This is a genomic window from Vogesella sp. AC12 (assembly GCF_024437575.1).
Classification (GTDB): Bacteria; Pseudomonadota; Gammaproteobacteria; order Burkholderiales; family Chromobacteriaceae; genus Vogesella; species Vogesella indigofera.
Genome location: NZ_JANFNU010000008.1, coordinates 1 through 21,309, shown reverse-complemented (window position 1 = coordinate 21,309; position 21,309 = coordinate 1). Strand labels below are relative to the sequence as shown.

General features: G+C 66.2%; 20 protein-coding genes, 1 pseudogene and 1 CRISPR repeat array (1 of these 22 only partly in view). Of the genes and pseudogenes, 10 read left to right on the top strand and 11 right to left on the bottom strand.

Going from position 1 to position 21,309, the window contains the following annotated elements; all coding sequences use genetic code 11:
- Positions 1 to 3,418: direct repeats of the CRISPR family, unit length 28 nt; unit sequence GTTCACTGCCGGACAGGCAGCTCAGAAA; it reaches 331 nt to the left of the window's first position.
- Between the two features lie 112 nt (positions 3,419 to 3,530).
- A pseudogene (locus NOM55_RS12450) lies at positions 3,531 to 4,310 on the bottom strand (DMT family transporter); the annotation flags it as partial.
- 96 nt (positions 4,311 to 4,406) lie between these two features.
- Here NOM55_RS12450 and NOM55_RS12445 point away from each other — a divergent pair.
- Both NOM55_RS12445 and NOM55_RS12440 read left to right on the top strand, forming a co-directional pair.
- On the top strand, positions 4,407 to 5,195 hold the full coding sequence (locus NOM55_RS12445) for a helix-turn-helix domain-containing protein (RefSeq protein WP_255908829.1): 789 nt from the start codon (positions 4,407 to 4,409) through the stop codon (positions 5,193 to 5,195).
- A gap of 144 nt (positions 5,196 to 5,339) precedes the next feature.
- Entirely contained in the window at positions 5,340 to 6,338 is a 999-nt protein-coding gene (locus tag NOM55_RS12440) for a hypothetical protein (protein WP_255908827.1), read from the top strand.
- 72 nt (positions 6,339 to 6,410) lie between these two features.
- Here NOM55_RS12440 and dut read toward each other — a convergent pair whose 3' ends face one another.
- Together dut and coaBC are read right to left on the bottom strand one after the other, a co-directional pair.
- The gene (dut, locus tag NOM55_RS12435; RefSeq protein WP_047965624.1) at positions 6,411 to 6,863 is read right to left on the bottom strand and encodes a dUTP diphosphatase; all 453 of its coding nucleotides are present in this window, start codon (positions 6,861 to 6,863) and stop codon (positions 6,411 to 6,413) included.
- 71 nt (positions 6,864 to 6,934) lie between these two features.
- Positions 6,935 to 8,107, bottom strand: coding sequence for a bifunctional phosphopantothenoylcysteine decarboxylase/phosphopantothenate--cysteine ligase CoaBC (gene coaBC / locus NOM55_RS12430; protein WP_255908826.1), 1,173 nt, complete (start codon positions 8,105 to 8,107; stop codon positions 6,935 to 6,937).
- 152 nt (positions 8,108 to 8,259) lie between these two features.
- Here coaBC and radC point away from each other — a divergent pair, with 152 nt between their 5' ends.
- The 4 genes from radC to NOM55_RS12410 all read left to right on the top strand — a co-directional run bounded on the left by radC (position 8,260) and on the right by NOM55_RS12410 (position 10,792).
- Entirely contained in the window at positions 8,260 to 8,934 is a 675-nt protein-coding gene (gene radC, locus NOM55_RS12425) for a DNA repair protein RadC (RefSeq protein ID WP_255908825.1), read from the top strand.
- 102 nt (positions 8,935 to 9,036) lie between these two features.
- Positions 9,037 to 9,288, top strand: coding sequence for a hypothetical protein (locus tag NOM55_RS12420; RefSeq protein WP_047965788.1), 252 nt, complete (start codon positions 9,037 to 9,039; stop codon positions 9,286 to 9,288).
- A gap of 134 nt (positions 9,289 to 9,422) precedes the next feature.
- On the top strand, positions 9,423 to 10,328 hold the full coding sequence (rbsK, locus tag NOM55_RS12415; protein ID WP_255908824.1) for a ribokinase: 906 nt from the start codon (positions 9,423 to 9,425) through the stop codon (positions 10,326 to 10,328).
- Between the two features lie 89 nt (positions 10,329 to 10,417).
- Positions 10,418 to 10,792, top strand: a complete 375-nt coding sequence (locus NOM55_RS12410) for an oxidoreductase (RefSeq protein ID WP_047965620.1) — start codon at positions 10,418 to 10,420, stop codon at positions 10,790 to 10,792.
- A 67-nt stretch (positions 10,793 to 10,859) separates the two neighbouring features.
- Here the strand turns inward: NOM55_RS12410 and NOM55_RS12405 are convergent, their stop codons facing one another.
- Both NOM55_RS12405 and NOM55_RS12400 read right to left on the bottom strand, forming a co-directional pair.
- The gene (locus tag NOM55_RS12405) at positions 10,860 to 11,216 is read right to left on the bottom strand and encodes a 5-carboxymethyl-2-hydroxymuconate Delta-isomerase (RefSeq protein WP_255908822.1); all 357 of its coding nucleotides are present in this window, start codon (positions 11,214 to 11,216) and stop codon (positions 10,860 to 10,862) included.
- Between the two features lie 36 nt (positions 11,217 to 11,252).
- Positions 11,253 to 12,029 (bottom strand): class II glutamine amidotransferase, encoded by a 777-nt coding sequence (locus NOM55_RS12400; protein WP_047965618.1) that lies wholly within the window; start codon positions 12,027 to 12,029, stop codon positions 11,253 to 11,255.
- Positions 12,030 to 12,181: 152 nt separating this feature from the next.
- Here NOM55_RS12400 and NOM55_RS12395 point away from each other — a divergent pair, with 152 nt between their 5' ends.
- Together NOM55_RS12395 and hslO are read left to right on the top strand one after the other, a co-directional pair.
- On the top strand, positions 12,182 to 12,766 hold the full coding sequence (locus NOM55_RS12395; protein WP_120810933.1) for an MFS transporter: 585 nt from the start codon (positions 12,182 to 12,184) through the stop codon (positions 12,764 to 12,766).
- Positions 12,763 to 13,635, top strand: coding sequence for an Hsp33 family molecular chaperone HslO (gene hslO, locus NOM55_RS12390; RefSeq protein ID WP_255908821.1), 873 nt, complete (start codon positions 12,763 to 12,765; stop codon positions 13,633 to 13,635). The genes NOM55_RS12395 and hslO overlap by 4 nt, the downstream gene beginning before the upstream one ends.
- A 73-nt stretch (positions 13,636 to 13,708) precedes the next feature.
- Here the strand turns inward: hslO and NOM55_RS12385 are convergent, their stop codons facing one another.
- The 4 genes from NOM55_RS12385 to NOM55_RS12370 all read right to left on the bottom strand — a co-directional run bounded on the left by NOM55_RS12385 (position 13,709) and on the right by NOM55_RS12370 (position 17,996).
- Positions 13,709 to 14,563 (bottom strand): HDOD domain-containing protein, encoded by an 855-nt coding sequence (locus NOM55_RS12385; RefSeq protein WP_255908820.1) that lies wholly within the window; start codon positions 14,561 to 14,563, stop codon positions 13,709 to 13,711.
- A gap of 60 nt (positions 14,564 to 14,623) precedes the next feature.
- Positions 14,624 to 15,709, bottom strand: a complete 1,086-nt coding sequence (locus NOM55_RS12380; protein ID WP_255908819.1) for an aminotransferase class I/II-fold pyridoxal phosphate-dependent enzyme — start codon at positions 15,707 to 15,709, stop codon at positions 14,624 to 14,626.
- A gap of 69 nt (positions 15,710 to 15,778) precedes the next feature.
- The gene (locus tag NOM55_RS12375) at positions 15,779 to 16,672 is read right to left on the bottom strand and encodes an alpha/beta fold hydrolase (protein WP_255908817.1); all 894 of its coding nucleotides are present in this window, start codon (positions 16,670 to 16,672) and stop codon (positions 15,779 to 15,781) included.
- Positions 16,673 to 16,799: 127 nt separating this feature from the next.
- On the bottom strand, positions 16,800 to 17,996 hold the full coding sequence (locus NOM55_RS12370) for a carboxylesterase (protein ID WP_255908815.1): 1,197 nt from the start codon (positions 17,994 to 17,996) through the stop codon (positions 16,800 to 16,802).
- Positions 17,997 to 18,201: 205 nt separating this feature from the next.
- On the opposite strand from NOM55_RS12370, the gene NOM55_RS12365 reads away from it, so the two are divergent.
- On the top strand, positions 18,202 to 18,873 hold the full coding sequence (locus NOM55_RS12365; protein ID WP_255908814.1) for a TetR family transcriptional regulator: 672 nt from the start codon (positions 18,202 to 18,204) through the stop codon (positions 18,871 to 18,873).
- A 119-nt stretch (positions 18,874 to 18,992) separates the two neighbouring features.
- Here NOM55_RS12365 and NOM55_RS12360 read toward each other — a convergent pair whose 3' ends face one another.
- Both NOM55_RS12360 and NOM55_RS12355 read right to left on the bottom strand, forming a co-directional pair.
- Positions 18,993 to 19,832, bottom strand: a complete 840-nt coding sequence (locus NOM55_RS12360) for a class III extradiol dioxygenase family protein (RefSeq protein WP_255908813.1) — start codon at positions 19,830 to 19,832, stop codon at positions 18,993 to 18,995.
- A 2-nt stretch (positions 19,833 to 19,834) separates the two neighbouring features.
- Positions 19,835 to 20,188 (bottom strand): protocatechuate 4,5-dioxygenase subunit alpha, encoded by a 354-nt coding sequence (locus tag NOM55_RS12355; protein WP_047965613.1) that lies wholly within the window; start codon positions 20,186 to 20,188, stop codon positions 19,835 to 19,837.
- A 100-nt stretch (positions 20,189 to 20,288) separates the two neighbouring features.
- Between NOM55_RS12355 and NOM55_RS12350 the strand changes: the two genes are divergently transcribed.
- The gene (locus tag NOM55_RS12350; protein ID WP_255908812.1) at positions 20,289 to 21,197 is read left to right on the top strand and encodes a LysR family transcriptional regulator; all 909 of its coding nucleotides are present in this window, start codon (positions 20,289 to 20,291) and stop codon (positions 21,195 to 21,197) included.
- Positions 21,198 to 21,309: the final 112 nt, after the last annotated feature.

The window sequence follows — 21,309 nt, the reverse complement described above, 5'->3', positions numbered from 1 at the left end:
ATGGCGCAGTGCGTCGAATTCGTAAACGGGTTCACTGCCGGACAGGCAGCTCAGAAAAGCGGTTCCACTGGGGGTACTGGTGGCAGTACGTTCACTGCCGGACAGGCAGCTCAGAAATTGAAGCCGTCAATGTTTTTGCTGATGTACTTGTTCACTGCCGGACAGGCAGCTCAGAAATTTGGATGGCCTTGGCTGAGCGCGAAAGAGGGGTTCACTGCCGGACAGGCAGCTCAGAAATTCTGGACTGACCTCATTACCCGCATTGGTGCGTTCACTGCCGGACAGGCAGCTCAGAAAATCAGCCGCGGCGCTTGGGTAATCAGCCACACGTTCACTGCCGGACAGGCAGCTCAGAAATCCTCGAAGGCGATAACACGGTTCTGCGCGTCGTTCACTGCCGGACAGGCAGCTCAGAAAGTCCAACGCCGCACCGTGCGGCCGCCGGACACGTTCACTGCCGGACAGGCAGCTCAGAAATGGCATGGACGCCGCCCAAGCTCGAACCGAAGGTTCACTGCCGGACAGGCAGCTCAGAAAAACGGAGAGGCGGGTAAACCAGAAAGGCAAACGTTCACTGCCGGACAGGCAGCTCAGAAAACGACAGAGCCTTGATCGTGTGCAACCCCCGTGTTCACTGCCGGACAGGCAGCTCAGAAAATCAAGCTTGAAAGAGATGCCACCGCCAGAGGGTTCACTGCCGGACAGGCAGCTCAGAAAGGGTCTTCTGGCGAGTATCGGGAACCGTGATGGTTCACTGCCGGACAGGCAGCTCAGAAAGTTGCCACGTCGACGTGTAGCACCTTGGCCAGGTTCACTGCCGGACAGGCAGCTCAGAAATGATACAAGCACTTGAAATCGAGGAAGGTCGAGTTCACTGCCGGACAGGCAGCTCAGAAAGCCATCCGCGCCGCCCTGGCCGGTTTCGGTTAGTTCACTGCCGGACAGGCAGCTCAGAAAAAGCACGTCAGCATGTTCGAAACGCACCGTCAGTTCACTGCCGGACAGGCAGCTCAGAAATGCTGCTGGCCACGCTCAGCATGCGCGGCCGGGTTCACTGCCGGACAGGCAGCTCAGAAAATCGCTCAAGTCGGTCTACTGTGCGCAATTGTGTTCACTGCCGGACAGGCAGCTCAGAAATATCAGGATCGCATCGATGACGCGCTGATCGAGTTCACTGCCGGACAGGCAGCTCAGAAATGGTTTGATCGGTACGCCCCACCCGAGTACATGTTCACTGCCGGACAGGCAGCTCAGAAATTGGTGAATGGTTGCAAAGGCTACGCGAGTGCGTTCACTGCCGGACAGGCAGCTCAGAAAACGCGAAGTACCATACCCCAAAGATGGAGATTGTTCACTGCCGGACAGGCAGCTCAGAAAGGCCATGCCACCATGCGCTGCCACCACCTCGTGTTCACTGCCGGACAGGCAGCTCAGAAATTGGGGATGAAACCGTAGTTGGCGAGCAGGGCGTTCACTGCCGGACAGGCAGCTCAGAAAACTCTCATGGGGCCAACAGCGCTTACCACTATGTTCACTGCCGGACAGGCAGCTCAGAAACAAGACATCGCCCACATCCAGCACGCACTTGGGTTCACTGCCGGACAGGCAGCTCAGAAATTGTCGCGTTTGCCGACGCCGCCGAAGCCGAAGTTCACTGCCGGACAGGCAGCTCAGAAATACGCCCCGCTCGGTTTCTACCAGGCCGGCTTGTTCACTGCCGGACAGGCAGCTCAGAAACTTGCACCCAGCCACGAAACCGGACCAATGCGGTTCACTGCCGGACAGGCAGCTCAGAAAATCGCAAGAACCGACCGAATCGACGTGGCTGAGTTCACTGCCGGACAGGCAGCTCAGAAATGGACAGAGCGCAAGCGGCTGGCCGCGGAGAGGTTCACTGCCGGACAGGCAGCTCAGAAAATCAAGGGGCGGGGTTTTCCCCGCCTCTCACCGTTCACTGCCGGACAGGCAGCTCAGAAATCGCTTTGATGGCCATGTTGGAGGACTGAAGAGTTCACTGCCGGACAGGCAGCTCAGAAACTTGACGCACCAGGGCGACGGACGGGGTACGAGTTCACTGCCGGACAGGCAGCTCAGAAAGAATCCCGTCCATTGCCGTGCCACAACTCGAAGTTCACTGCCGGACAGGCAGCTCAGAAACTGATGCGTGGGCCGCTGTGAAGTGCAACGAAGGTTCACTGCCGGACAGGCAGCTCAGAAATTCACGGGTAGATGCCCGCTGGCCACGCTCGAGTTCACTGCCGGACAGGCAGCTCAGAAAAGCTCTGCAATCAGCACTGCGGTCTCCTTCCCGTTCACTGCCGGACAGGCAGCTCAGAAAACGTGAAAACCAGCGTGGTGCAACTTCGATGCGTTCACTGCCGGACAGGCAGCTCAGAAACTGAGGCAGCTTAGGCTGCCACAACCGAAAGGGTTCACTGCCGGACAGGCAGCTCAGAAACAAACCACGAACAGTCGTCGTCTTGCCCACGCGTTCACTGCCGGACAGGCAGCTCAGAAAGATGATGGCCCCGGACGCGGCAGCATAGGCCGGTTCACTGCCGGACAGGCAGCTCAGAAAGCTGCGTGGACTGTCAGACCGCTGCCGAGAAAGTTCACTGCCGGACAGGCAGCTCAGAAAGTTCCTGCCTTCTTTGGTGCCTCCAGCGCCTTGTTCACTGCCGGACAGGCAGCTCAGAAAATGGGCACGCCCCGCAAGATCAAGAATTTCGAGTTCACTGCCGGACAGGCAGCTCAGAAATGTAAGGGGGTCGCATGGGCGAGTGGGCTTATGTTCACTGCCGGACAGGCAGCTCAGAAATTTACCGGCGCCGGCTTCATTTCCGGCTGCTGGTTCACTGCCGGACAGGCAGCTCAGAAAATGCGTGCCGCAAAGAGTGCAGCCCATTCCGTGTTCACTGCCGGACAGGCCGCTCAGAAAAGATGGTGAAGCCGGCGCCGGCCGCCAGCAGTGTTCACTGCCGGACAGGCAGCTCAGAAATGAATGCCGGTGGCACCAACATCGCGCTGGGTGTTCACTGCCGGACAGGCAGCTCAGAAATGTTTGACGGCTGGGGCGGCGTGGCGCGTGATGTTCACTGCCGGACAGGCAGCTCAGAAAATTCGCGAGGGTCGGACGTGGGATGCGTCATTGTTCACTGCCGGACAGGCAGCTCAGAAAACCAAGGCCATGGTGCGCGAGCTGGCTATCGCGTTCACTGCCGGACAGGCAGCTCAGAAATGCTGGGCTTCGATGCCTGGATCGACACCGAAGTTCACTGCCGGACAGGCCGCTCAGAAAGTCCGAGGTGGGCGAGTCGGACGGGAGTGCGTGTTCACTGCCGGACAGGCAGCTCAGAAATTGGCCGTTTTGGTGACTAGCTCGTTGTTGTCGTTCACTGCCGGAGAAGCAGCCCGGATTATGGCGCGCTCAGCCGCCAGCGCCGCCACAGCGGGGCGAGGCCGCCCTGGGTCAGGCTGACGCCGAGCAGGATCAGGCCGCCGCCCAGCCAGTGGTAGGCGTGGATGGTTTCGTCCAGCAGCAGGCTGGCGATCAGCGCGGTAAACAGCGGCAGCAGGTTCATGAAGATGGCGGTGCGTTCGCTGCCCAGCTGCTGCAGGCCGCGCATCCAGAAGTAGGCGGCGAGGATGGAGGAGGCGATGCCGGCGAACAGCACCAGTGGCAGGCCGGCGGCGGGGATGGCCAGGCTGTCGGCGCTGGCGGCCAGCGGCGTCAGCATCGCCACCGCCAGCAGCACCTGGGCGTAGAGGTTCAGCCACTGCCCGAACGGCGGCGCCCAGCGCTTGTAGAGGATGCCGTATAGCGCGTACGACGCCGAGCCGATCAGCATCAGCGCGTCGCCACGGTTGATGCCGCCGGCCAGCAGGCTGGCCGGATCGCCGTGGCCGAGCAGGTACAGCACGCCGGCCAGCGACAGCGCCACGCCCAGCATGGCTGCCGGCGCGATGCGCTGGCGGAACACCACGCCGTTCAGCAGCAGCCCCAGCAGCGGGATCAGCGCGCAGATCACGCCCATATTGGTGGCGCTGGTGCTGTGCGCGGCGTAGTAGGCCAGACACTGGTACATCACCATGCCTAATAGTGACAGCACGGCAAGCTGCGGCAGGTGCGGGCGCAGCTCGGCGCGGCGGCGCCACAGCGGCCGTGCCAGCAGCGGCGTGAGCACCACGGCGGCGACCAGCCAGCGGTAGAAGGAAATGGCGGCCGGGTCGAATACGCCGGCGGCAGCTTTGGAAACAACGGTGTTGGCGGCCCAGATCAGCACCGCCAGCAGGGGAAACAGTACGGCCATGACAACGCTCCTGCGGCAAGATGGCGCCAGTGTAAGCCTGTCTGTTTTGTTGCTTATAATGCAAAACAGACAAACTCATGCGCCAAATCCGACAACATGCTGCCGCCTTACTCCGCCATCGACCTGCAGCTGCCGCCACCGGCACCGCTGTACTTCCGCTACGAGCAGTTCATGGCCAATACCGATTTCGAGCCGCACCGCCATCCGTGGGGCCAGATCAACCGCATCAGTCTCGGCCTGCTGGAACTGGTGCTCGACGACAAGCGGCTGATCGCGCCGGCCGACTACCTGGTGTGGGTGCCGGCGGAGAGGGTGCACGCGGCGCACGTGCGGCAGGCGATGGACTATCTGTCGGTGTACGTCAGCCCGGAGTTGGCCGCGCGTCTGCCGGACCGCGCCTGCCTGATCGCGCAGACGCCGCTGGTGCGCGCCCTGCTGGAGGACTTCCGCCAGCGCGAGGTGGTGGCGATGGGCGACGCGTGGGATGTGCGCCAGGCCGAGCTGCTGGTCGAGCATCTGGTGCGCGCCGGCAGCGTCGACAGCTACCTGCCGGACAGCAGCGACCGCCAGCTGCAGCCTATCCTGGCCGCCATCCGTGCCACGCCCGGCGACAACACCACGCTGGGCCGCTGGGCGCAGCGGGTGCACAGCACCGAGCGCACGCTGGCGCGGCGCTTCCAGCAGCAGCTGGGGATGAGCTTCGTGCAGTGGCGCAACCGCGTGCGGCTGCTGCAGGCGCTGGCGTGGCTGAAGGAGGGCTGGCCGGTGCAGGACATCGCGGCGCAGCTGGGCTATGGCACGCCGTCGGCGTTCATCGCCATGTTCGGCAAGCAGGTCGGTTTTTCGCCGGAACGCTACCGGCGGCAGATGCGCGGCGAGGGCTGAGGCGGCCAGGGTTGGCCGCCGCATGGGCCGGCGGCTTTGCCGGCGATCAGCATGATGGCATGATGCGCCCAGTGGCCGGATCGCTGCGGCACCGCGACTGTGCGGTGGCGATGACGGCAGAATCAGTGACGGGAGAAGGGCAACATGTATACAGAAGAAGATCTCGCTTCGGCGGTGCGCGCCGGCATCTTCAGCGCGGACACGGCGGCGGCGTTTCGCCATCATGTCGCAAGGCAGCAGCCAGTGGCGGATGAGGAGCATTTCCGCCTGCTGAGCGGGTTCAACGACGTGTTCGTGGTCATCGCCAGCGTGTTGCTGCTGCTGGCAGTGGGCTGGATTGCCGGCACGCTGGCGCCATGGTGTGGTGGCGTGGCGGTGGCGGTGACGGCGTGGGGGCTGGCCGAGGTGTTTACCCGCCAGCGGCGGATGGCGCTGCCGTCCATCGTGCTGCTGCTGGCGTTTGTCGGTGGCACCGGCATGGCTGGCATGGCGTTGCTGGCGGGGGCGATCGCGGACTCGGTGCTGGTGATGGTGCTGGCCAGTGCCATGGCGACAGCCGCAGCCTGGCTGCACTGGCGCCGTTTCCAGGTGCCGATTACGGTGGCCGCCGGCACTGCGGCGCTGACCGGCTGTGTCGCGAGTCTGCTGCTGGCCGCATTGCCGCTGCTGCGCGACTGGCTGAATCTGATCGTGTTCGGCGCTGGCCTCGCCAGCTTCGTATTGGCGATGCGCTGGGATAGCAGTGACCGCCAGCGCCAGACGCGGCGTGCCGATGTCGCGTTCTGGCTGCATCTGCTGGCGGCACCGTTGCTGGTGCATCCGGCGTTCCAGCAGTTGGCCGGCCCCGGCGGCCACTCCGGCGTGGCGCAGGCGCTGCTGGTGCTGGCGCTGTATGGCGCGATTGCGCTGGTATCGCTGTGTATCGACCGCCGCGCGCTGATGGTGTCGGCGCTGGCCTATGTGCTGTACGCGTTCAGTGGCCTGCTGGAGCAGTACGGTGTCGTCAGCCTGGGCTTTGCCATTACCGCGCTGCTGATCGGGGCGGCGCTGCTGACGCTGTCGGCGTTCTGGCACGTCTGCCGCGTGGCGGTGCTGCGGCGGATTCCGCCGGCGTGGCAGGCGTACTTGCCGCCGCTGCAGTAAACGGCGCGGCACAAAACACTGCGGCCAACCTTGTCACCAAGGTTGGCCGCAGTGTTTTTTAACGGCGGAGGCTCACTTGCGGCCGGTGCTGCCGAAGCCGCCTTCGCCGCGCTCGGAGGCGTCGAAGCTGTCGACGATGTTGAAGCCGACCTGGACCACCGGCACGATGATCATCTGCGCGATGCGTTCCAGCGGCTTCAGCACGAAGTCGCTGTCGCCGCGGTTCCACACCGAGACGAACAGCTGGCCCTGGTAGTCGGAATCGATCAGGCCGGTAAGGTTGCCCAGCACGATGCCGTGCTTGTGGCCGAGGCCGGAGCGCGGCAGGATCATCGCCGCCAGCTTGGGGTCGGCCAGGTGGATCGCCATGCCGGTCGGTACCAGCACCGTCTGGCCGGGCACGATGGTCATCTCGGCGTCGATGGCGGCGCGCAGGTCCAGCCCGGCGGAACCGCTGGTGGCGTAGGCCGGCAGGTTGTCCTTCAGGCGGGCGTCGAGGATTTGAACGTCGATGGTGGGTTTCATGCAGTGACTCGTTTCATGGGCTAAAAAAAAGGTTGGCCGCAGGCCTGCGGCCAACCTTGTGTGCTTGTGCTTCAGAGCAGGCGGGCCAGGTGGGTGACGATGGCGCGTGCCACCTCGGCCTTGGCCATCGCCGGCAGCGGGTGCTGGCCGGCGTCGTCAAGCAGGGTGACCTCGTTGTCGTCGCTGCCCATCGCCTGCTGCGCCAGGTTGGCGACCAGCAGCGGTACTTTTTTCTTGCGGCGCTTGCTGTCGGCAAACTGCAGCAGGTTCTGGCTTTCGGCGGCAAAGCCGACGCAGAACGGCGCCGCCGGCAGGGAGGCGACGGTGGCGAGGATGTCGGGGTTTTCTTCCAGCTCGATCAGCGGCAGCGCGTCGCCCTTCTTGATCTTGTGCTCGCTGCGGTTTTTGACACGGTAGTCGGCGACAGCGGCGACGCTGATGAACACCTGGCTGCGGCCAACCTCGGACAGCACCGCCTGGTACATCTCGCTGGCGCTTTGCACCGGCAGCAGGCGCACGCCCATCGGCGCGGCCAGCGCGGTGGGGCCGGAGACCAGCGTCACCTCGGCGCCGGCGTCGCGGCAGGCGCGGGCCAGTGCGTAGCCCATCTTGCCGGAGCTGATGTTGGTGATGCCGCGCACGGTGTCGATCGCTTCATAAGTCGGCCCGGCGGTGAGCAGCACCCGCTTGCCGGCCAGCACTTTCTCATCGAAGAAACCGTTCAGCAGGTCGAAGACTTCTTCCGGCTCCAGCATGCGGCCGGGGCCGGTCTCGCCGCAGGCCTGCACGCCGTGTGCCGGACCCCACACCTGCACGCCGTCGGCCTGCAGCTGGGCGACGTTGCGCAGGTTGGGCGGGTTCTCCCACATCTGGCGGTTCATCGCCGGCACCACCACCAGCGGGCAGGTACGCGCGCTGGCCATGGTCGAGATCAGGTCGCTGGCGGCGCCGTGCGCCAGCTTGAACAGGCAGTCGGCGGTGGCCGGCACGATCACGAACACGTCGGCGCGGCGCGACATCTCGATGTGCGCCATCGCGTTGTCCGGGCGGCTGTCCCACACATCGCAGTACACCGCATTGCCCGACAGCGCCTGGAAGGTCAGCGGCGTCACGAAGCGGGTGGCGGCTTCGCTCATCACCACTTCGACGTGATGGCCGGCCTTGACCAGCAGGCGGGTCAGCTCGGCGGCCTTGTAGGCGGCGACACCGCCGGTAATGCCCAGCAGGATGCGTTTTTGCGTCATCGGTTCGGCTTTGTGTTGGTTGGCAACAGAGCGCGAATTGTAACGTATTCGCCGCCGACGACAGCGCGGCGCGTGGGCGCGGTACTACATAATAGTGATATGTCATTAAAAACCTGCTACATATCATGCTATAGCCCAATAAGGAGTCTGCGATGTCGATTGCCCACTGGCCGGAAGCGGAACGCCCGCGCGAAAAGCTGTTGCAGCGCGGCCCGGCGGTACTGTCCGATGCCGAGTTGCTGGCCATTTTCCTGCGCACCGGCATCCGCGGCTGTTCGGCGGTGGACATGGGGCGGCAGCTGATCCAGCGCTTCGGCAGTCTGGGCAAGCTGCTTGCGGCGGAGCCGGGCGATTTTGCCCGCGGCAGCGGGCTGGGGCCGGCCAAGTACGCGCAGTTCATGGCGGTGAAGGAGCTGGCGCGGCGGGTGCTGGCGGAGGAAATGCAGCTGGGCGATGCGCTGTCCAGCCCGCAGGCGGTGCGGCAGTACCTGCGGCTGGCGATCGGGGTGCGTGATGTGGAGGTGTTCGTGGCGCTGTTCCTGACGGCACAAAACCGGGTTTTGGCGGTCGAAGAAATATTCAGGGGCACCCTCACCGAGACGCGGGTCTACCCGCGCGAGATCGTGCGCCGCGCACTGCAGCACAATGCCCATGCGGTGATCGTCGCGCACAACCATCCGTCCGGCGTGGCGGAACCCTCCGCCGCCGACCGGGCACTGACCGCCAGCCTCAAGCAGGCGCTGGCCTTGGTCGATATCAGTTTACTGGATCATTTTGTGGTCACCGGCAGCCACGCCGAATCCCTCGCGGAGCGTGGCTGGATGTAGCAGGCTGCGGCTACCGGCACGCTGCGGCAAAGTTTGTCATGGCTAGCATGTAAACCGGCCCCGCCTTTCGTGACGGAGCGTGGCAGCACCAAGGAGACCATCATGAACATCCTGCGCTTGCTGAATCAGTCCGACTACATCCAGATCAACAACCAGTTGATCAAGCCCGAATTCATGTATGCCTCGGAAGACTACGCCGACGAAGACGACGTGGCGCTGGAGGCCTCGCTCGACGGCAGCGAGTTCACGCTGACCGTGGCCGAGCTGGAGGAGGCGACGCCGCTGTCCGATGGCGGCTACTGGCTGGAGAGCGTCGGTTACATCCGTTTCCTGTCGCAGACCAGCCTGCACTGAGTGCGGCTATGCCGCGCGGCACCGGGCTGCCAGCTGTCCGCCGAGTGGTGGGCACTTGGCAGCCTTTTTCGTGGCGGCGATACTGCGCGCCTCTTTAAGATATTCCCGATAACGACGGCACACGAGGGCAGGGTATGGGCAAGGTGGTGGTGGTAGGCAGCATCAATATGGATCTGGTGGCGCTGGCGCCGCGCTTTCCGCAACCGGGCGAAACCATCACCGGCGAGCGCTTCCTGACCCTGCCCGGCGGCAAGGGCGCCAACCAGGCGGTGGCGGCGCGGCGGCTGGGGGCCGAGGTCAGCATGGTGGGCAAGGTTGGCCGCGACGCCTTCGGCGGCGAGCTGCTGGCCGGGTTGCAGGCGGAGGGCGTCGACACCCACCACGTCGGCGTGGTTGACGGCGTTGCCAGCGGCGTGGCGGTGATCACCGTCAGCGGCGGCGACAACCACATCGTGGTGATCCCCGGCGCCAATCACCAGCTGTTGCCGGCCGATATCGAGGCCGCCGCGGCCACCATCGCCGCCGCCGATGTGATCCTGACGCAGCTGGAAATCCCGCTGCCGACGGTGCGCGCGCTGCTGGCGCTGGCGGCACGCCACCGCGTGCCGGTGATACTGAACCCGGCGCCGGCACAGGCCTTGCCGCAGGACATCATCGACGGCGCCAGCCTGCTGACGCCGAACGAGCACGAGCTGGCGCTGCTGCTGCAACGCGAGGGTGAGGACATCGCGACGCTGCTGGGGGCGCTGCCGGGCAAGGTGGTGATGACGCACGGCAAGCAGGGCGCCTGGCACGCGCGCGCCGACGGCAGCCTGCACCACCAGAGCGGCTTCGCGGTGACGGCGGTGGACAGCACCGGCGCCGGCGACACCTTCAACGGCGCGCTGGCGGCCTTCCTGCCGCAGGGGGTGGAGACGGCGATGCGGCTGGCCGCCGCCGCCGGCGCGCTGGCGGTGACTCGGGTCGGCGCCCAGGGCGGCATGCCGACACTGGCCGAGCTGCAGGCCTTCCTCGCGGCGCAGGATGCGGCGGGGAATTGATCCAGCGCAATTCGCCGGCCGGCGCGGATTGCTAGAGTGTCGCCTTCTGATGCCTGATGCCTGGTGCATAGGCAGTCATGGAGGTCACAATGGAAAAAATCCGCATTGCCATGGTGGGAGCCGGTGAAACCGGCACGCCGCTACTCAAGCAGCTGCTGGCTGCGCCTTTTGTCGAACTGGTCGGCGTCGCGGAGCTGAATCTCGCGTTGCCGGGCATCGCGATCGCGCGCGAGGCAGGGGTGCCGGTCACCGATAACTTCATCGAGCTGGCCGAGCAGGGCGAACGCATCGACATCATCATCGACCTCACCGGCTCGCGCAAAGTCCGCGAGGATCTGCGCCGTTTCATGCAGTTTGCCGGTAACAGTCACACGGTGATCATGCACGAACGCATCGCGCTGCTGATGATGTCGCTGTCGGCCGGTGCGCTGGTGCCGACCCGTCACGAGTCGTTGTCCTACTGAGTTTTGCAGTGCACGCAACAAAAAAGGGAGGCCGCGGCCTCCCTTTTTCTTTGTGCGGTGTTGCCGTTCAGGCGCACGACTTGGCGTAGCTGGCGCGGTGGATGTCACGCACCTCGACGCAGCGTTGCAGCGCGACGCCGGCCGGGGCCGCGACCTGCGCGTCCAGCACCTGCAGCAGCGCCACCGACAGCGCCTGCTTCACGCTGTCGCTGCGCCCGGACAGCAGGTCGAGGCGGACGTGCACGAAGGCGTGGCCGCTGTCGGCCTCGCCCACCAGGTAGTCGTCCAGCCGCAGCGCGCGGCTCTTGATGTCCAGCGCCTCGAACTGGCCGCTGGCGATGAGCGCGGCATTGAGCGCGTGCAGCAGCGGGCGCACGGCAAGACGGTCGAGATTGGCACTGTATTCGGCAGTCAGGTGCGGCATGGGGGCTTTCCGGCCTTGCGGCCAACGTTGGGGGGATCAGGACTGGTGTTGCAGCAGCGGCGCGCCGTCGCGGAACAGGATCATCTCGCCGGCCTGCATCGCCGTCCACTGTTCGTTGTCGGTCAGCGGGATGGTGGCGATCACCGCGACACGGTCGTCGGGGGTGGTCACGGTGGCAAAGTCGACGGTGACGTCCTCGTCGACCAGGTGCGCCGCCGGAAACGGCGCCTGGCGCACGATGTAGTGCAGCTTGGTGCTGCAGTGGGTGATCAGCCAGTCGCCGTTGGACAGCATGAAGTTGAAGATGCCGTAGCCGTGCAGCTCGGCGGCCAGGCGCGCGATTTCGGCAAACAGCGTGGCGGTATCCGGCGGCGTGCACCACTTGGCGCGCAGCGCTTCCATGATGTAGCAGAACGCGGCCTCGGAATCGGTGCTGCCCACCGCGTTGTAGTAGCAGCCGGGGCGGGCGTGGAAATCCTTCAGGTCGCCGTTGTGGGCAAAGATCCAGTACTGGCCCCAGATCTCGCGCTGGAACGGGTGGCAATTGGCGAGGTTGATCACGCCCTGCGTCGCCTTGCGGATGTGCGCGATCACGTTTTGCGACTTGATCGGGTACTGCCGCACCAGCGCCGACACCGGCGAATCCGCCGACGGCTTGTCGTCGATGAACAGGCGCACGCCCTTGCCCTCGAAAAAGGCGATGCCCCAGCCATCGGCGTGATGGTCGGTCAGCCCGCCGCGGCGGTGGAAACCCTCGAAGGAAAACAGGATGTCGGTCGGGGTATTGCAGTTCATGCCGAGCAGCTGGCACATGGTGGGTCCGTTTCTGCGGTGTTGCCGGGGTGATGCCTTATTGTTTCACGCAGCGGCGCGCCCGCCAAGCCTGTTGCCGCGCCGGATGCAGGCAGGGCTTGCAATTTCCAGTAAAATCACCACCTTTGCTTTCTTTTCCAGGGGAGATGGCGATGACCACCATCGTGGTAGTACGCAAGAACGGGCAGATCGCCATCGCGGCGGACAGCCAGACCACGTTTGGCGACGACCAGCGCTTGCCGGCGGCCTATGACGTGTTCCACGACAAGATCTTCCGCCTGGGCGATAGCTATCTGGCCATTGCCGGCTCGGCGGCGCACGACCTGGTGCTGCAGGGCGCGCTAAAGGGGATGAAATCGCGCGACCTGTCCAGCCGCAGCGGCCTGTTCGAGACCTTTCGCAAGATCCATCCCAAGCTGAAAGACCACTTTTTCCTGCGCCCGGAAGAAGACGAGGAAGACCCGTACGAATCCAGCCAGATGATGGTGCTGGTCGCCAATAGCCACGGCATCTTCGGCGTCTATCCGATGCGCGAGGTGTACGAATTTTCCCGTTTCTGGGCCATCGGCTCCGGCCGCAAGTTCGCGATGGGCGCGATGCACGCGCTGTACGACAGCGCGCTGGACGCCAGGGCGATTGCCGAGGCGGCGGTGCGTGCCGGCGCCGAGTTCGACGCCAGCAGCGCGTTGCCGATGTCGCTCTACACTGTTTCGATTGATAAGGATTCTGACAAATGAACCAAGCCGATACCCTGCAGCGCTTCCTGTTCGACGGTGTGCCGGTCCGCGGCGCGCTGGTGCGCCTGGACGGTGCCTGGCAGCAGGTGGTGACCCGCCACAACTACCCGGCGGCGGTGCGCCACGTGCTGGGCCAGATGGTCGCAGCCAGCAGCTTGCTGGCTGCCAACCTCAAGTTTGACGGCACGCTGATCATGCAGCTGCACGGCAAGGGCGCGCTGCGCCTGGCGGTGGCGGAATGCACCAGCGAGCGCACCGTGCGCGCCACCGCGCGCTTTGACGCCGCCATCACCGACGCGCCGCTGGCCGAGCTGCTGGGCGAGGGCGGCACCTTCGTGGTGACGCTGGAGCCGAAAGAGGGCGAGCCGTGGCAGGGCATCGTGGCGCTGGAGGGCGACAGCATCGCGCAGATGCTGGAGAACTACATGCAGCGCTCGGAGCAGCTGGACACCCGCCTGATCCTCGCCTGCAACGACGACACCGCCGCCGGCCTCTTGCTGCAGCGCCTGCCGGACGGGCACGGCGACGTCGAAGGTTGGCCGCACGTGGTGGCGCTGGCCGACACCCTGCAGCAGGACGAGCTGCTGACGCTGGGTGCCGACGACATCCTGTACCGGCTCTACCACCAGGAAACGGTGCGCGTGTTCGACCCGGCGGCGGTCAGCTTTGCCTGCAACTGCAGCGAGGAGCGTGTCGGCGAGATGCTGAAGCTGCTCGGCGGCCAGGAGGCGGCCGACGTGGTGCTGGAGCAGGGCAGCATCGAGATCGGCTGCGAGTATTGCGGCCAACGTTATGTGTTCGACGAAGACGACGTCAACCGCCTGTTCAACTTCGACGTGATGGCCGCGGTGCGCGAAGCGCGCCACTGAACAGGGCACCGCACAAACAAAAACCGGACGCCAGCGTCCGGTTTTTTCATGGCTGCCGCCGAGGAGGCAGCGCTCAGTGGTGCAGCTGGTGGTGCATGCTGTCGACCCAGTCCTCGAACTCGGTGCTGTCCATGCCCAGGTAGCTGACGATGTCGTCGGCACGCTCGCGCCAGGCGCCGTCGCCGTGGTGGTCGGTACTGGTGCGCCACACGTACTGCGCCGCGCGCGCCACCGCCACCATCATCATGTGCTCGTGGTCCAGCAGCGGCTCGCTGCCGACCTGGAACAGCTCCGGCTGGTGCTGCAGCAGGATCGCCTGGCAGAACGGCTCCGGCATGTTCCAGGTGCGTGCCACCAGGTAGCCGACGATGTCGTGGCTGGTGTTGTGGAATTCCTGCTCGATCTTGCTGATCTGGCGGTCGCGCGCCTGGCCGATCAGGCGCAGCGTGCGTTCGTAGCGCGCATCGCGCATCAGCATCACCGCGATGCCGCAGCTGCGGAACAGCGCGAAGCTCTGGCACTCCTCCGCCGGCCGTCCCAGCCGCTCGCACAGCGTGGCGGCGATGGCCGCCTCCTGCATGCTGCGTTCCCAGAACTGCTCGATCGCCGGCGGCGATTCCGCGGTCAGCGCCAGGCGCAGCAGCAGGCCGCTGACCAGGGTGATGGTGTTGCGGGTGCCGAGCAGGCTGACCGCCTGCTGCACCGAGGTGATGTTACGCTGGCTGCTGAACAGCGGGCTGTTGGCGGCCTTGAGGATGGCGGCCGACAGGCCGATGTCGGTGGCGATCAGCCCGGCGACGTCCAGCAGGCTCATCTCCGGATCGTTGCGCAAGGCGGCGAGCTGGTCCAGCAGCGCCGGACGCGGCGGAATCACCAGGTTGCGCACCAGCGCGGCGGTGGTGTCTTGGTCGAAATGGGGAACCTTCATGTTGCGGCCGCTTTTTATGGTGGGGTGGGTACAGGGCAATACGGCACAGTGTACCCGTGTTCAGCCCCGCAGCAGCACGGCAATGGTCGAGTCTTGACATGCGTCAGGATGGGCGGTGACGCGCAGGATGTGCTGCATCGCCGGATGCGGCGGACGGTGCACCGCGATGCCCTGCTGCAACAGCGCCTTTTGCCGCTGCAGCGCGCTGTCGGCATCCGGGTACACGATGCAGACAAAGTTGGTGTGCGACGGCAGCACGCGCAGCCCGCCGCCGGTCAGTGCCGCGTGCAGCTGCTCGCGCAGCCGGCAGGTGTCGCGGATGATGGTGTCGGCGCAGTGCGGCGCATCCAGCACCGCCACCGCCGCCGCCTGCGCCACGCTTGAGACGGCAAACTGGGTGCGGATCTGGTCGGCCTTGCTGATCCACTGCTCTGGCGCGATGGCGTAGCCGACGCGCAGCCCGGCGAGGCCGTGCGCCTTCGACAGCGTGCGCAGGCGCACGGTGTTGGCCAGCACGCCCTGGCGCTCGGCGGCGGCGCAGAAGTCGACGTAGGCCTCGTCCAGCAGCAGCAGGGTATCGTCGGCCAGCGCGGCGCGCAGGCTGGCGACGGCGTCGCGCGGGTGGAAGGTGCCGGTCGGGTTGTCCGGGTTGGCGAGGTAGACCAGCGCCGCCTGGTGCGCGTTGGCGGCGGCAGCCAGCGCCGGCAGGTCGTTGACCAGTACGCCGTCGTGCTCGGCGTACGGCACCTCGACGATCTCGGCGCCGACGCCCTCGGCAAAGTAGCGGAAGGTGGGGTAGGTGCCGGCGGTGCACACCACCACGTCGCCGGGCGACACCCGCGCGCGCAGGAACAGCGCGATCAGGCTGTCGGCGCCGGCGTCGACCACCACGTTGGCCGCATCCACGCCGTTCAGCGCCGCGGCGCGCTCGCGGATGGCGCTGGCGTACGGGTCCGGATACAGCCGCGCCAGTTCGTACAGCGCCTCGCCCCATTGCGTCGCCAGCGGGTGGCCGGCAATCGGCATGCTCTCGTTGGAGCCGATGCGCGACACGATGCGGCGGCCGATGGCGGCCTCCAGCCGTGGCAGGCCCTGGAACGGGTTGACGATGGTGCGCTGTTGCAGATGGCGGGCGTAGCGGGTCATGGCGGGCTCCGGTAAAAACGACAATGGCGTTTACCTTACGTTATGGGCAGCCCGAAATCCAGCACCGGCTTAGACGGATTGTTCCTGAGCAAAGAACGATTGCAGCGTTGCAGCCAGGCTTGCCGGTTGCTCCCACTGCACCATGTGGCCGGCGTCGGCGATGACCGCTTCGCGCAGGTCGGCAAAGCAGGCGCGGCGTTCGTCGAGGGTGTCGAACACGCCCTTGGCCATCGGGTGATCCCACATCTCGCCGCCGATCACCCACTGCACCGGGCAGCTGATGCGACGCCAGCAGGCCTTGGCCTCTTCCAGCCGGTACAGCACCGGGTTGACCATTTTGTGGCGCGGATCGGCGCGGTAGCTCAGCGCGCCGTCGCGCTGCGTGGTCAGCGCCTGCGCCATGAAGACGGCCTTGTCGGCGCTAAGGTGCGGGTTGCGCTCCTGCAGCCGGCGTGCCACCGCGGCCAGTGACGCCAGCGGCTGGTAGGCCGGTGGCTGCTGCTTCTCGCGCAGCCAGCGCGCGTAGCGGCCCGGCGCCTCTTGCGCGCGGCTGTCGGCGAGGCCGAAGCCCTCCACCAGCGCAAGCTTGGCCACCCGCTCCGGGCGGATGCCGGCGTACAGGCCGCTGACCATCGCGCCCATGCTGTGGCCGACCACCTTGGCCGCCGCTTGCGGGCTGTAGTGCTGCAGCAGCGCGTCGAGATCGGCGAGGTAGTCGGCGCTGTAGTAGCTGCCGCTGTTCCAGCCGCTGGCGCCGAAGCCGCGCCAGTCCGGCGCGATGATCTGCCACGCTGGCAGCAGGTCGGCGACGAACTGGAAGGTCAGCGCGCAATCCATCCAGCCGTGCAGCATGAACAGCGTCGGCGCGTCGGCCTCGCCCCAGCGCAGCACGTGGCAGGGATGGCCGTTGAAGTGGTGGTACTCGCTGCGCGGCTGGCGCAGCGGCTGATAGCAGTCGGGCATGGGGGCGATCCGGTGCAATCCGGTGTAGGCCGGCGTAATGGAAGCCCCGTAGTGTAGCGGCTGGCATCCGGCCTGCCGAGTGCCACGCTTGCGGCCAACCTTGGCCGCAAGCGTGGCGGCGGACGGCTCAGCGCGCATCGGCCGCCTGCTGCAGCGTGGCGTCGCCGGCGCTGCTGCCTGCCAGCAGCTGCTGTATCTGCTGCAGTTGCCAGTCGAAATAGGGATTGAAGGTCAGCCGGGCGTGCACCTTGCCGGCTTCGCGGTAGCCCCAGTCGGAATACCACACCGTGGCGCCGTTGCGGCAGGCGGCGTCATCGGCGGCGTCCTGCCCGTTCTGGCACAGGCGCAGGCTGCCGTCGCGGCCGTACAGCGGGTTATCCGGCGCAAACAGCACGCTCATGTGCGAGAACTGACTGATGCGCTGCTGTGGCAGCCGGTCCGGGCGCCACAGCACGCGATGGTCGCTGCTGGCCGGCGCGTTGCCGTACCAGATCAACCGGCTGTGCGGATGGCTGAAGCGCTGGCTGAACTGCGCCAGCGTGTAGCGCACGTCGAGCACCGAGTCGTGCTCGCTCAGCACCATCAGCACCGGCCGCGGGTAGGGCTGGCGCGCCAGCTGCGCACGCACGCTGGCGCTGCTGCGGTAGTACTGGCCGAAGCCGTTGGTCGGCACGTTCAGGTAGCGCACCGGCGTCTGCTGCGCGCGGGCGGGCTCCGGCGAGCGCAGCCACGGCCGCAGCGGTGCCAGCCACGGTGTCAGCCAATCGAGGCGGCTGTCGGACTTGAGGCCGGGCGAGAACAGCAGCAGGCCGGCGATACCGGCATTGGCCAGCGCCTCGCCCAGCACCAGATTGCCGCCGGTGGAAAAACCGCCGAGCCAGACGCGGTCAACCTCCCGCTGCAGCAGCTGCGTCTGTTCGCGCACCACCTGTTGCCAGTCGGCCATCGCCACCGGCAGCAGCGACTGTGGCGTGCTGCCGTGGCCGGGCAGCAGCACGGTGCGCACCAGCCAGCCCTGCTGCGCCAGCCGCGGCGCGATGTCGACAAAGGAAAACGGCGAATCGCCCAGCCCGTGTACCAGCAGCACGCCGCCGCGCGGCGTACCGGCCGGCTGCCACTCGTGCGGGCTGTTGTAGTCCAGCTCGCGCTCGATGTCCGCGCCGACGAACTGGCGCTGCTGGCGCAACCATTGCCGCGTCTCCTGCCGGTAGCTGGCAAAGCTGGCCTGTCCCAATGGTGGCTTGGGCGGCGGGCGGGTCTGGCTGCAGGCGGCGACGGCGAACACGGCGGCCAGTAGCGGCAGGGTCAGGGCGCGGATGGGCATGGTGTCGGGCGGGTTCGGGGGAGCGGGCAATCCTGCTTGGTGGCCGGCAACGGCGGCAGAGTTCCGTACGCGGCCAGGGTTGGCCGCAACGGGCGCCCGGCGCGCAAATACAGCGGCGGCGCTTTTTGATAGGATGGAGGTCTTGTCCGCGGCGGCCGTCGTTGCCGGTGCGGCGTTCACTCAGTCTGGAACAGATGTGCCGATCATGAAAAACAGTGGCGAGGCGCCGGAAGGCAGCGCGGTGGTCAAGCAAAAGCGCAAGAACAACCCGGAGGGCATGAAGAAAAGCATACTCGATGCCGCGGTGAGCGAGTTCGCGCTGACCGGCTTCAGCGGCACCACGCTGGACGCCATCGCCGAGCGCGCCGGTACCATCAAGCGCATGGTGGTGTACTACTTCCGCAGCAAGGAAGAACTGTACATCGCGGCGCTGGAGCGCTGCTACGGCGAGATTCGCGACATCGAAACCGGGCTGGACCTGGCTGAGCTGTCGCCGGTGGACGCCATCATCCGGCTGGCGGAGTTCACCTTCGACTACCACGCCGCGCACACCGACTTCATCCGCCTGGTCAGCATCGAGAACATCCACCACGGCAAGTTCATCGCGCAGTCGTCGAAGATCAAGTCGCTGAACCGCAGCATCATCGAGGTGCTCGACGGCGTGCTGGCGCGCGGCAAGGCGGCGGGGCTGTTCCGCCCCGAGGTCGACGCCACCGACCTGCACATGCTGATCAGCTCGCTGTGCTTCTTCCGTGTCGCCAACCGCTACACCTTCCAGACCATCTTCGGCCGCGACATGGTCAGCGAGGCGTCGCGCGAATCGCACCGCAAGATGCTGGTGGAGGCGGTGCTGGCCTATCTGCGGCCGCCGGGCTGAGCCGCACGCCGGCTGGCCACGGCCGAGCCGCTCAAGCAAAAAGCACCGTCCCGGCAGGGGAACGGTGCTTTTTTTACGACGTCAGCGCGGCGCCGCTGTCCAGCGCCGGCGGTCCGGCCTCAGCGGCACTCGAACAGCATCAGCCCGGCGGCGGTGTTGGAGATCGGGATGTGGTAATTGCGGTGCAGCTCCACCACCTCGCCCGGCAGCGCGCCGCGGGTGGTCAGCCACATCAGCAGCTCCACGCCCTGGGTGCCGGTCTGCTCCACCAGCTCCTCGTTGCTGTACTGCGTCGCCCACTTCGGCGCGGCGGTGAGGCTGTCCATGAACTGCAGGTCGAAGGCCTTGTTGATGAAGCCGGCGCGCTCGCCGTCCAGCTGGTGCGACAGGCCGCCGGTGCCGATCACCACCACCTTCAGTTCTTCCGGCCAGGACGCCACCGCGCGTGCGATCGCCTCGCCCAGCTTGTAGCAGCGGGCGGCCGACGGCAGCGGGTACTGCACGGTGTTGATGCACACCGGGATGGTGCGCACCGGGCAGCGGTCCTGTTCCGGCCACAGCAGCTTCATCGGCAGCGAGAAGGCGTGATCGACCAGCATTTCCTGGCAGGTGGTGATGTCGAATTCGTCCGCCACCAGGCTGTTGATCAGCTGCCACGACAGCTCGGCGTCGCCGGCAAACGACGGCAGGGTGGGGATGCCCCAGCCTTCGTCGGCGTTGTGGTACTGCGCGGCGGCGCCGACGGCGAAGGTCGGCAGCTTGTCGAGGAAGAAGTTCAGGCCGTGGTCGTTGTAGATCACGATCGCCACGTCCGGCTTCACCTCGTCCAGCCACTTTTGCACCGGCGGGAAACCGTCAAAGAACGGCTTCCAGTACGGGTCTTGCTGCAGGTTCTGCGCGATGGCGCGGCCGATGGCCGGAACGTGTGAAGTGGTAATGCCGCCTACGATTTTTGCCATGATTATTTCCCTGCCTCCAGCAACATCTGTTTGAACGCTTCCTTGCTCATCCCGGTCTGCAACGCGCCGAGGTCCTGCACGTCCAGCCCGAGAATGCCGGCGAACTTGGCGAGGTAGTAGACATTGCCGCCGGCGGCCAGCAGGCCAAGCACGTTGCGCTCGCGCACCGCCGCGTACTGCTCGGCGTTCAGGCCGTAGCGCTGGCAGTAGCCGGCCTCGTCGGCGGCGAAGGCCTGGCGGTTGGCCGCGTCGTTGAAGGAAAAACACATCTTGTTGAGGGCGTAGCCCTTTTGCGCCAGATCACCGTCGAATACCGCGGTGCCGGTGACGCGGAGCTTGCGTTTTGTTGTCTCCATCCTGTTCTCCCTATTGGTTTCCCTGCTTGCAGCGTTTGCTGTGTCGGGTAGTATCGGCAAAGCAATAACCGGAATAAAGACAGGGGTATTGATGGCACGTATGAGCGATTTCGATCATTTGCAGCTGGACGGCCGTTTGCTGCAGCTGCTGCTGGCGGTGATCGAGGAACAGTCGGTCACCGGCGCGGCGCGGCGGCTGGGGGTGACGCAGTCGGCGGTGTCGCATCTGCTGGACAAGCTGCGCCAGATCACCGGCGATCCGCTGTTCGTCAAGAGCGGGCGCGGCATCGTGGCCACCGCCCGTGCCGAGGCGCTGGCGCTGCAGGCACGGGTGCTGCTGGACGAGATGCGGCGCTTCGCCGCCGGCGAGGCGTTTGCGCCGGCGACACTGAACACCACCTTCACCATCGCCGCCAACGACTTCCAGCGCGACCTGCTGCTGCCGCCGCTGTGGCAGCGGCTGCGGCAGCAGGCGCCGGGGGTACGGCTGCGGGTGATCCCGTCCGACGTGCCCAGCAGCGAGATGCTGCGCGACGAGCACTGCCAGCTGGCGATCTCGCCGCGGCCGCCGGAGGCCGGCGACATCCTGCAGAAGCGGCTGTTCGAGGACGACTACCGCGTGTTCTACGATCCGGCGCAGCGCGCGGCGCCGGCGCGGCTGGACGACTACCTCGCCGCCGAGCACGTCACCGTGCTGTACGCGCCGCGGCGGATGCTGGACGTGGACCTGCAGCTGGAGGCGCGCGGTATCGCGCGCCGCTTCGCCGTCACCGTGCCGTCGTTCGCCGGCATCCCGGCCTTCCTGCGCGGCAGCGGCCTGCTGGCGACGCTGCCGGGCCTGCTCGGGCGCGGACTGATGCGCGACTTTGCCAGCTGCCCGCTGCCGGCCAAGGTTGGCCGCATGCCGATGTACATGATCTGGCACCTGAAATACCGCCACGACCCGGCGCACAGCTGGCTGCGCCGCGAGCTGGAGCAGGTGGCGGCCGAGGTGCTGGCGACCGCCTAGAAAGCATCACCCCCGCCCGCGGCGGGGGTGACGGTGGCGGGGGGGGGGGGGGGGGGGGGGGGGGGGGGGGGGGGGGGGGGGGGGGGGGGGGGGGGGGGGGGGGGGGGGGGGG

Excerpts from the sequence above, each read along its gene's own strand:
- dut (WP_047965624.1), bottom strand. The coding sequence starts at position 6,863 with ATGAAACCCACCATCGACGTTCAAATCCTCGACGCCCGCCTGAAGGAC.
- hslO (WP_255908821.1), top strand. The coding sequence starts at position 12,763 with ATGAACCAAGCCGATACCCTGCAGCGCTTCCTGTTCGACGGTGTGCCG.
- NOM55_RS12360 (WP_255908813.1), bottom strand. The coding sequence starts at position 19,832 with ATGGCAAAAATCGTAGGCGGCATTACCACTTCACACGTTCCGGCCATC.
- NOM55_RS12410 (WP_047965620.1), top strand. The coding sequence starts at position 10,418 with ATGGAAAAAATCCGCATTGCCATGGTGGGAGCCGGTGAAACCGGCACG.
- NOM55_RS12355 (WP_047965613.1), bottom strand. The coding sequence starts at position 20,188 with ATGGAGACAACAAAACGCAAGCTCCGCGTCACCGGCACCGCGGTATTC.
- radC (WP_255908825.1), top strand. The coding sequence starts at position 8,260 with ATGTCGATTGCCCACTGGCCGGAAGCGGAACGCCCGCGCGAAAAGCTG.
- NOM55_RS12445 (WP_255908829.1), top strand. The coding sequence starts at position 4,407 with ATGCTGCCGCCTTACTCCGCCATCGACCTGCAGCTGCCGCCACCGGCA.
- NOM55_RS12420 (WP_047965788.1), top strand. The coding sequence starts at position 9,037 with ATGAACATCCTGCGCTTGCTGAATCAGTCCGACTACATCCAGATCAAC.
- rbsK (WP_255908824.1), top strand. The coding sequence starts at position 9,423 with ATGGGCAAGGTGGTGGTGGTAGGCAGCATCAATATGGATCTGGTGGCG.
- NOM55_RS12370 (WP_255908815.1), bottom strand. The coding sequence starts at position 17,996 with ATGCCCATCCGCGCCCTGACCCTGCCGCTACTGGCCGCCGTGTTCGCC.
- NOM55_RS12380 (WP_255908819.1), bottom strand. The coding sequence starts at position 15,709 with ATGACCCGCTACGCCCGCCATCTGCAACAGCGCACCATCGTCAACCCG.
- NOM55_RS12385 (WP_255908820.1), bottom strand. The coding sequence starts at position 14,563 with ATGAAGGTTCCCCATTTCGACCAAGACACCACCGCCGCGCTGGTGCGC.
- NOM55_RS12400 (WP_047965618.1), bottom strand. The coding sequence starts at position 12,029 with ATGTGCCAGCTGCTCGGCATGAACTGCAATACCCCGACCGACATCCTG.
- NOM55_RS12350 (WP_255908812.1), top strand. The coding sequence starts at position 20,289 with ATGAGCGATTTCGATCATTTGCAGCTGGACGGCCGTTTGCTGCAGCTG.
- NOM55_RS12395 (WP_120810933.1), top strand. The coding sequence starts at position 12,182 with ATGACCACCATCGTGGTAGTACGCAAGAACGGGCAGATCGCCATCGCG.
- NOM55_RS12375 (WP_255908817.1), bottom strand. The coding sequence starts at position 16,672 with ATGCCCGACTGCTATCAGCCGCTGCGCCAGCCGCGCAGCGAGTACCAC.
- coaBC (WP_255908826.1), bottom strand. The coding sequence starts at position 8,107 with ATGACGCAAAAACGCATCCTGCTGGGCATTACCGGCGGTGTCGCCGCC.
- NOM55_RS12365 (WP_255908814.1), top strand. The coding sequence starts at position 18,202 with ATGAAAAACAGTGGCGAGGCGCCGGAAGGCAGCGCGGTGGTCAAGCAA.
- NOM55_RS12440 (WP_255908827.1), top strand. The coding sequence starts at position 5,340 with ATGTATACAGAAGAAGATCTCGCTTCGGCGGTGCGCGCCGGCATCTTC.
- NOM55_RS12405 (WP_255908822.1), bottom strand. The coding sequence starts at position 11,216 with ATGCCGCACCTGACTGCCGAATACAGTGCCAATCTCGACCGTCTTGCC.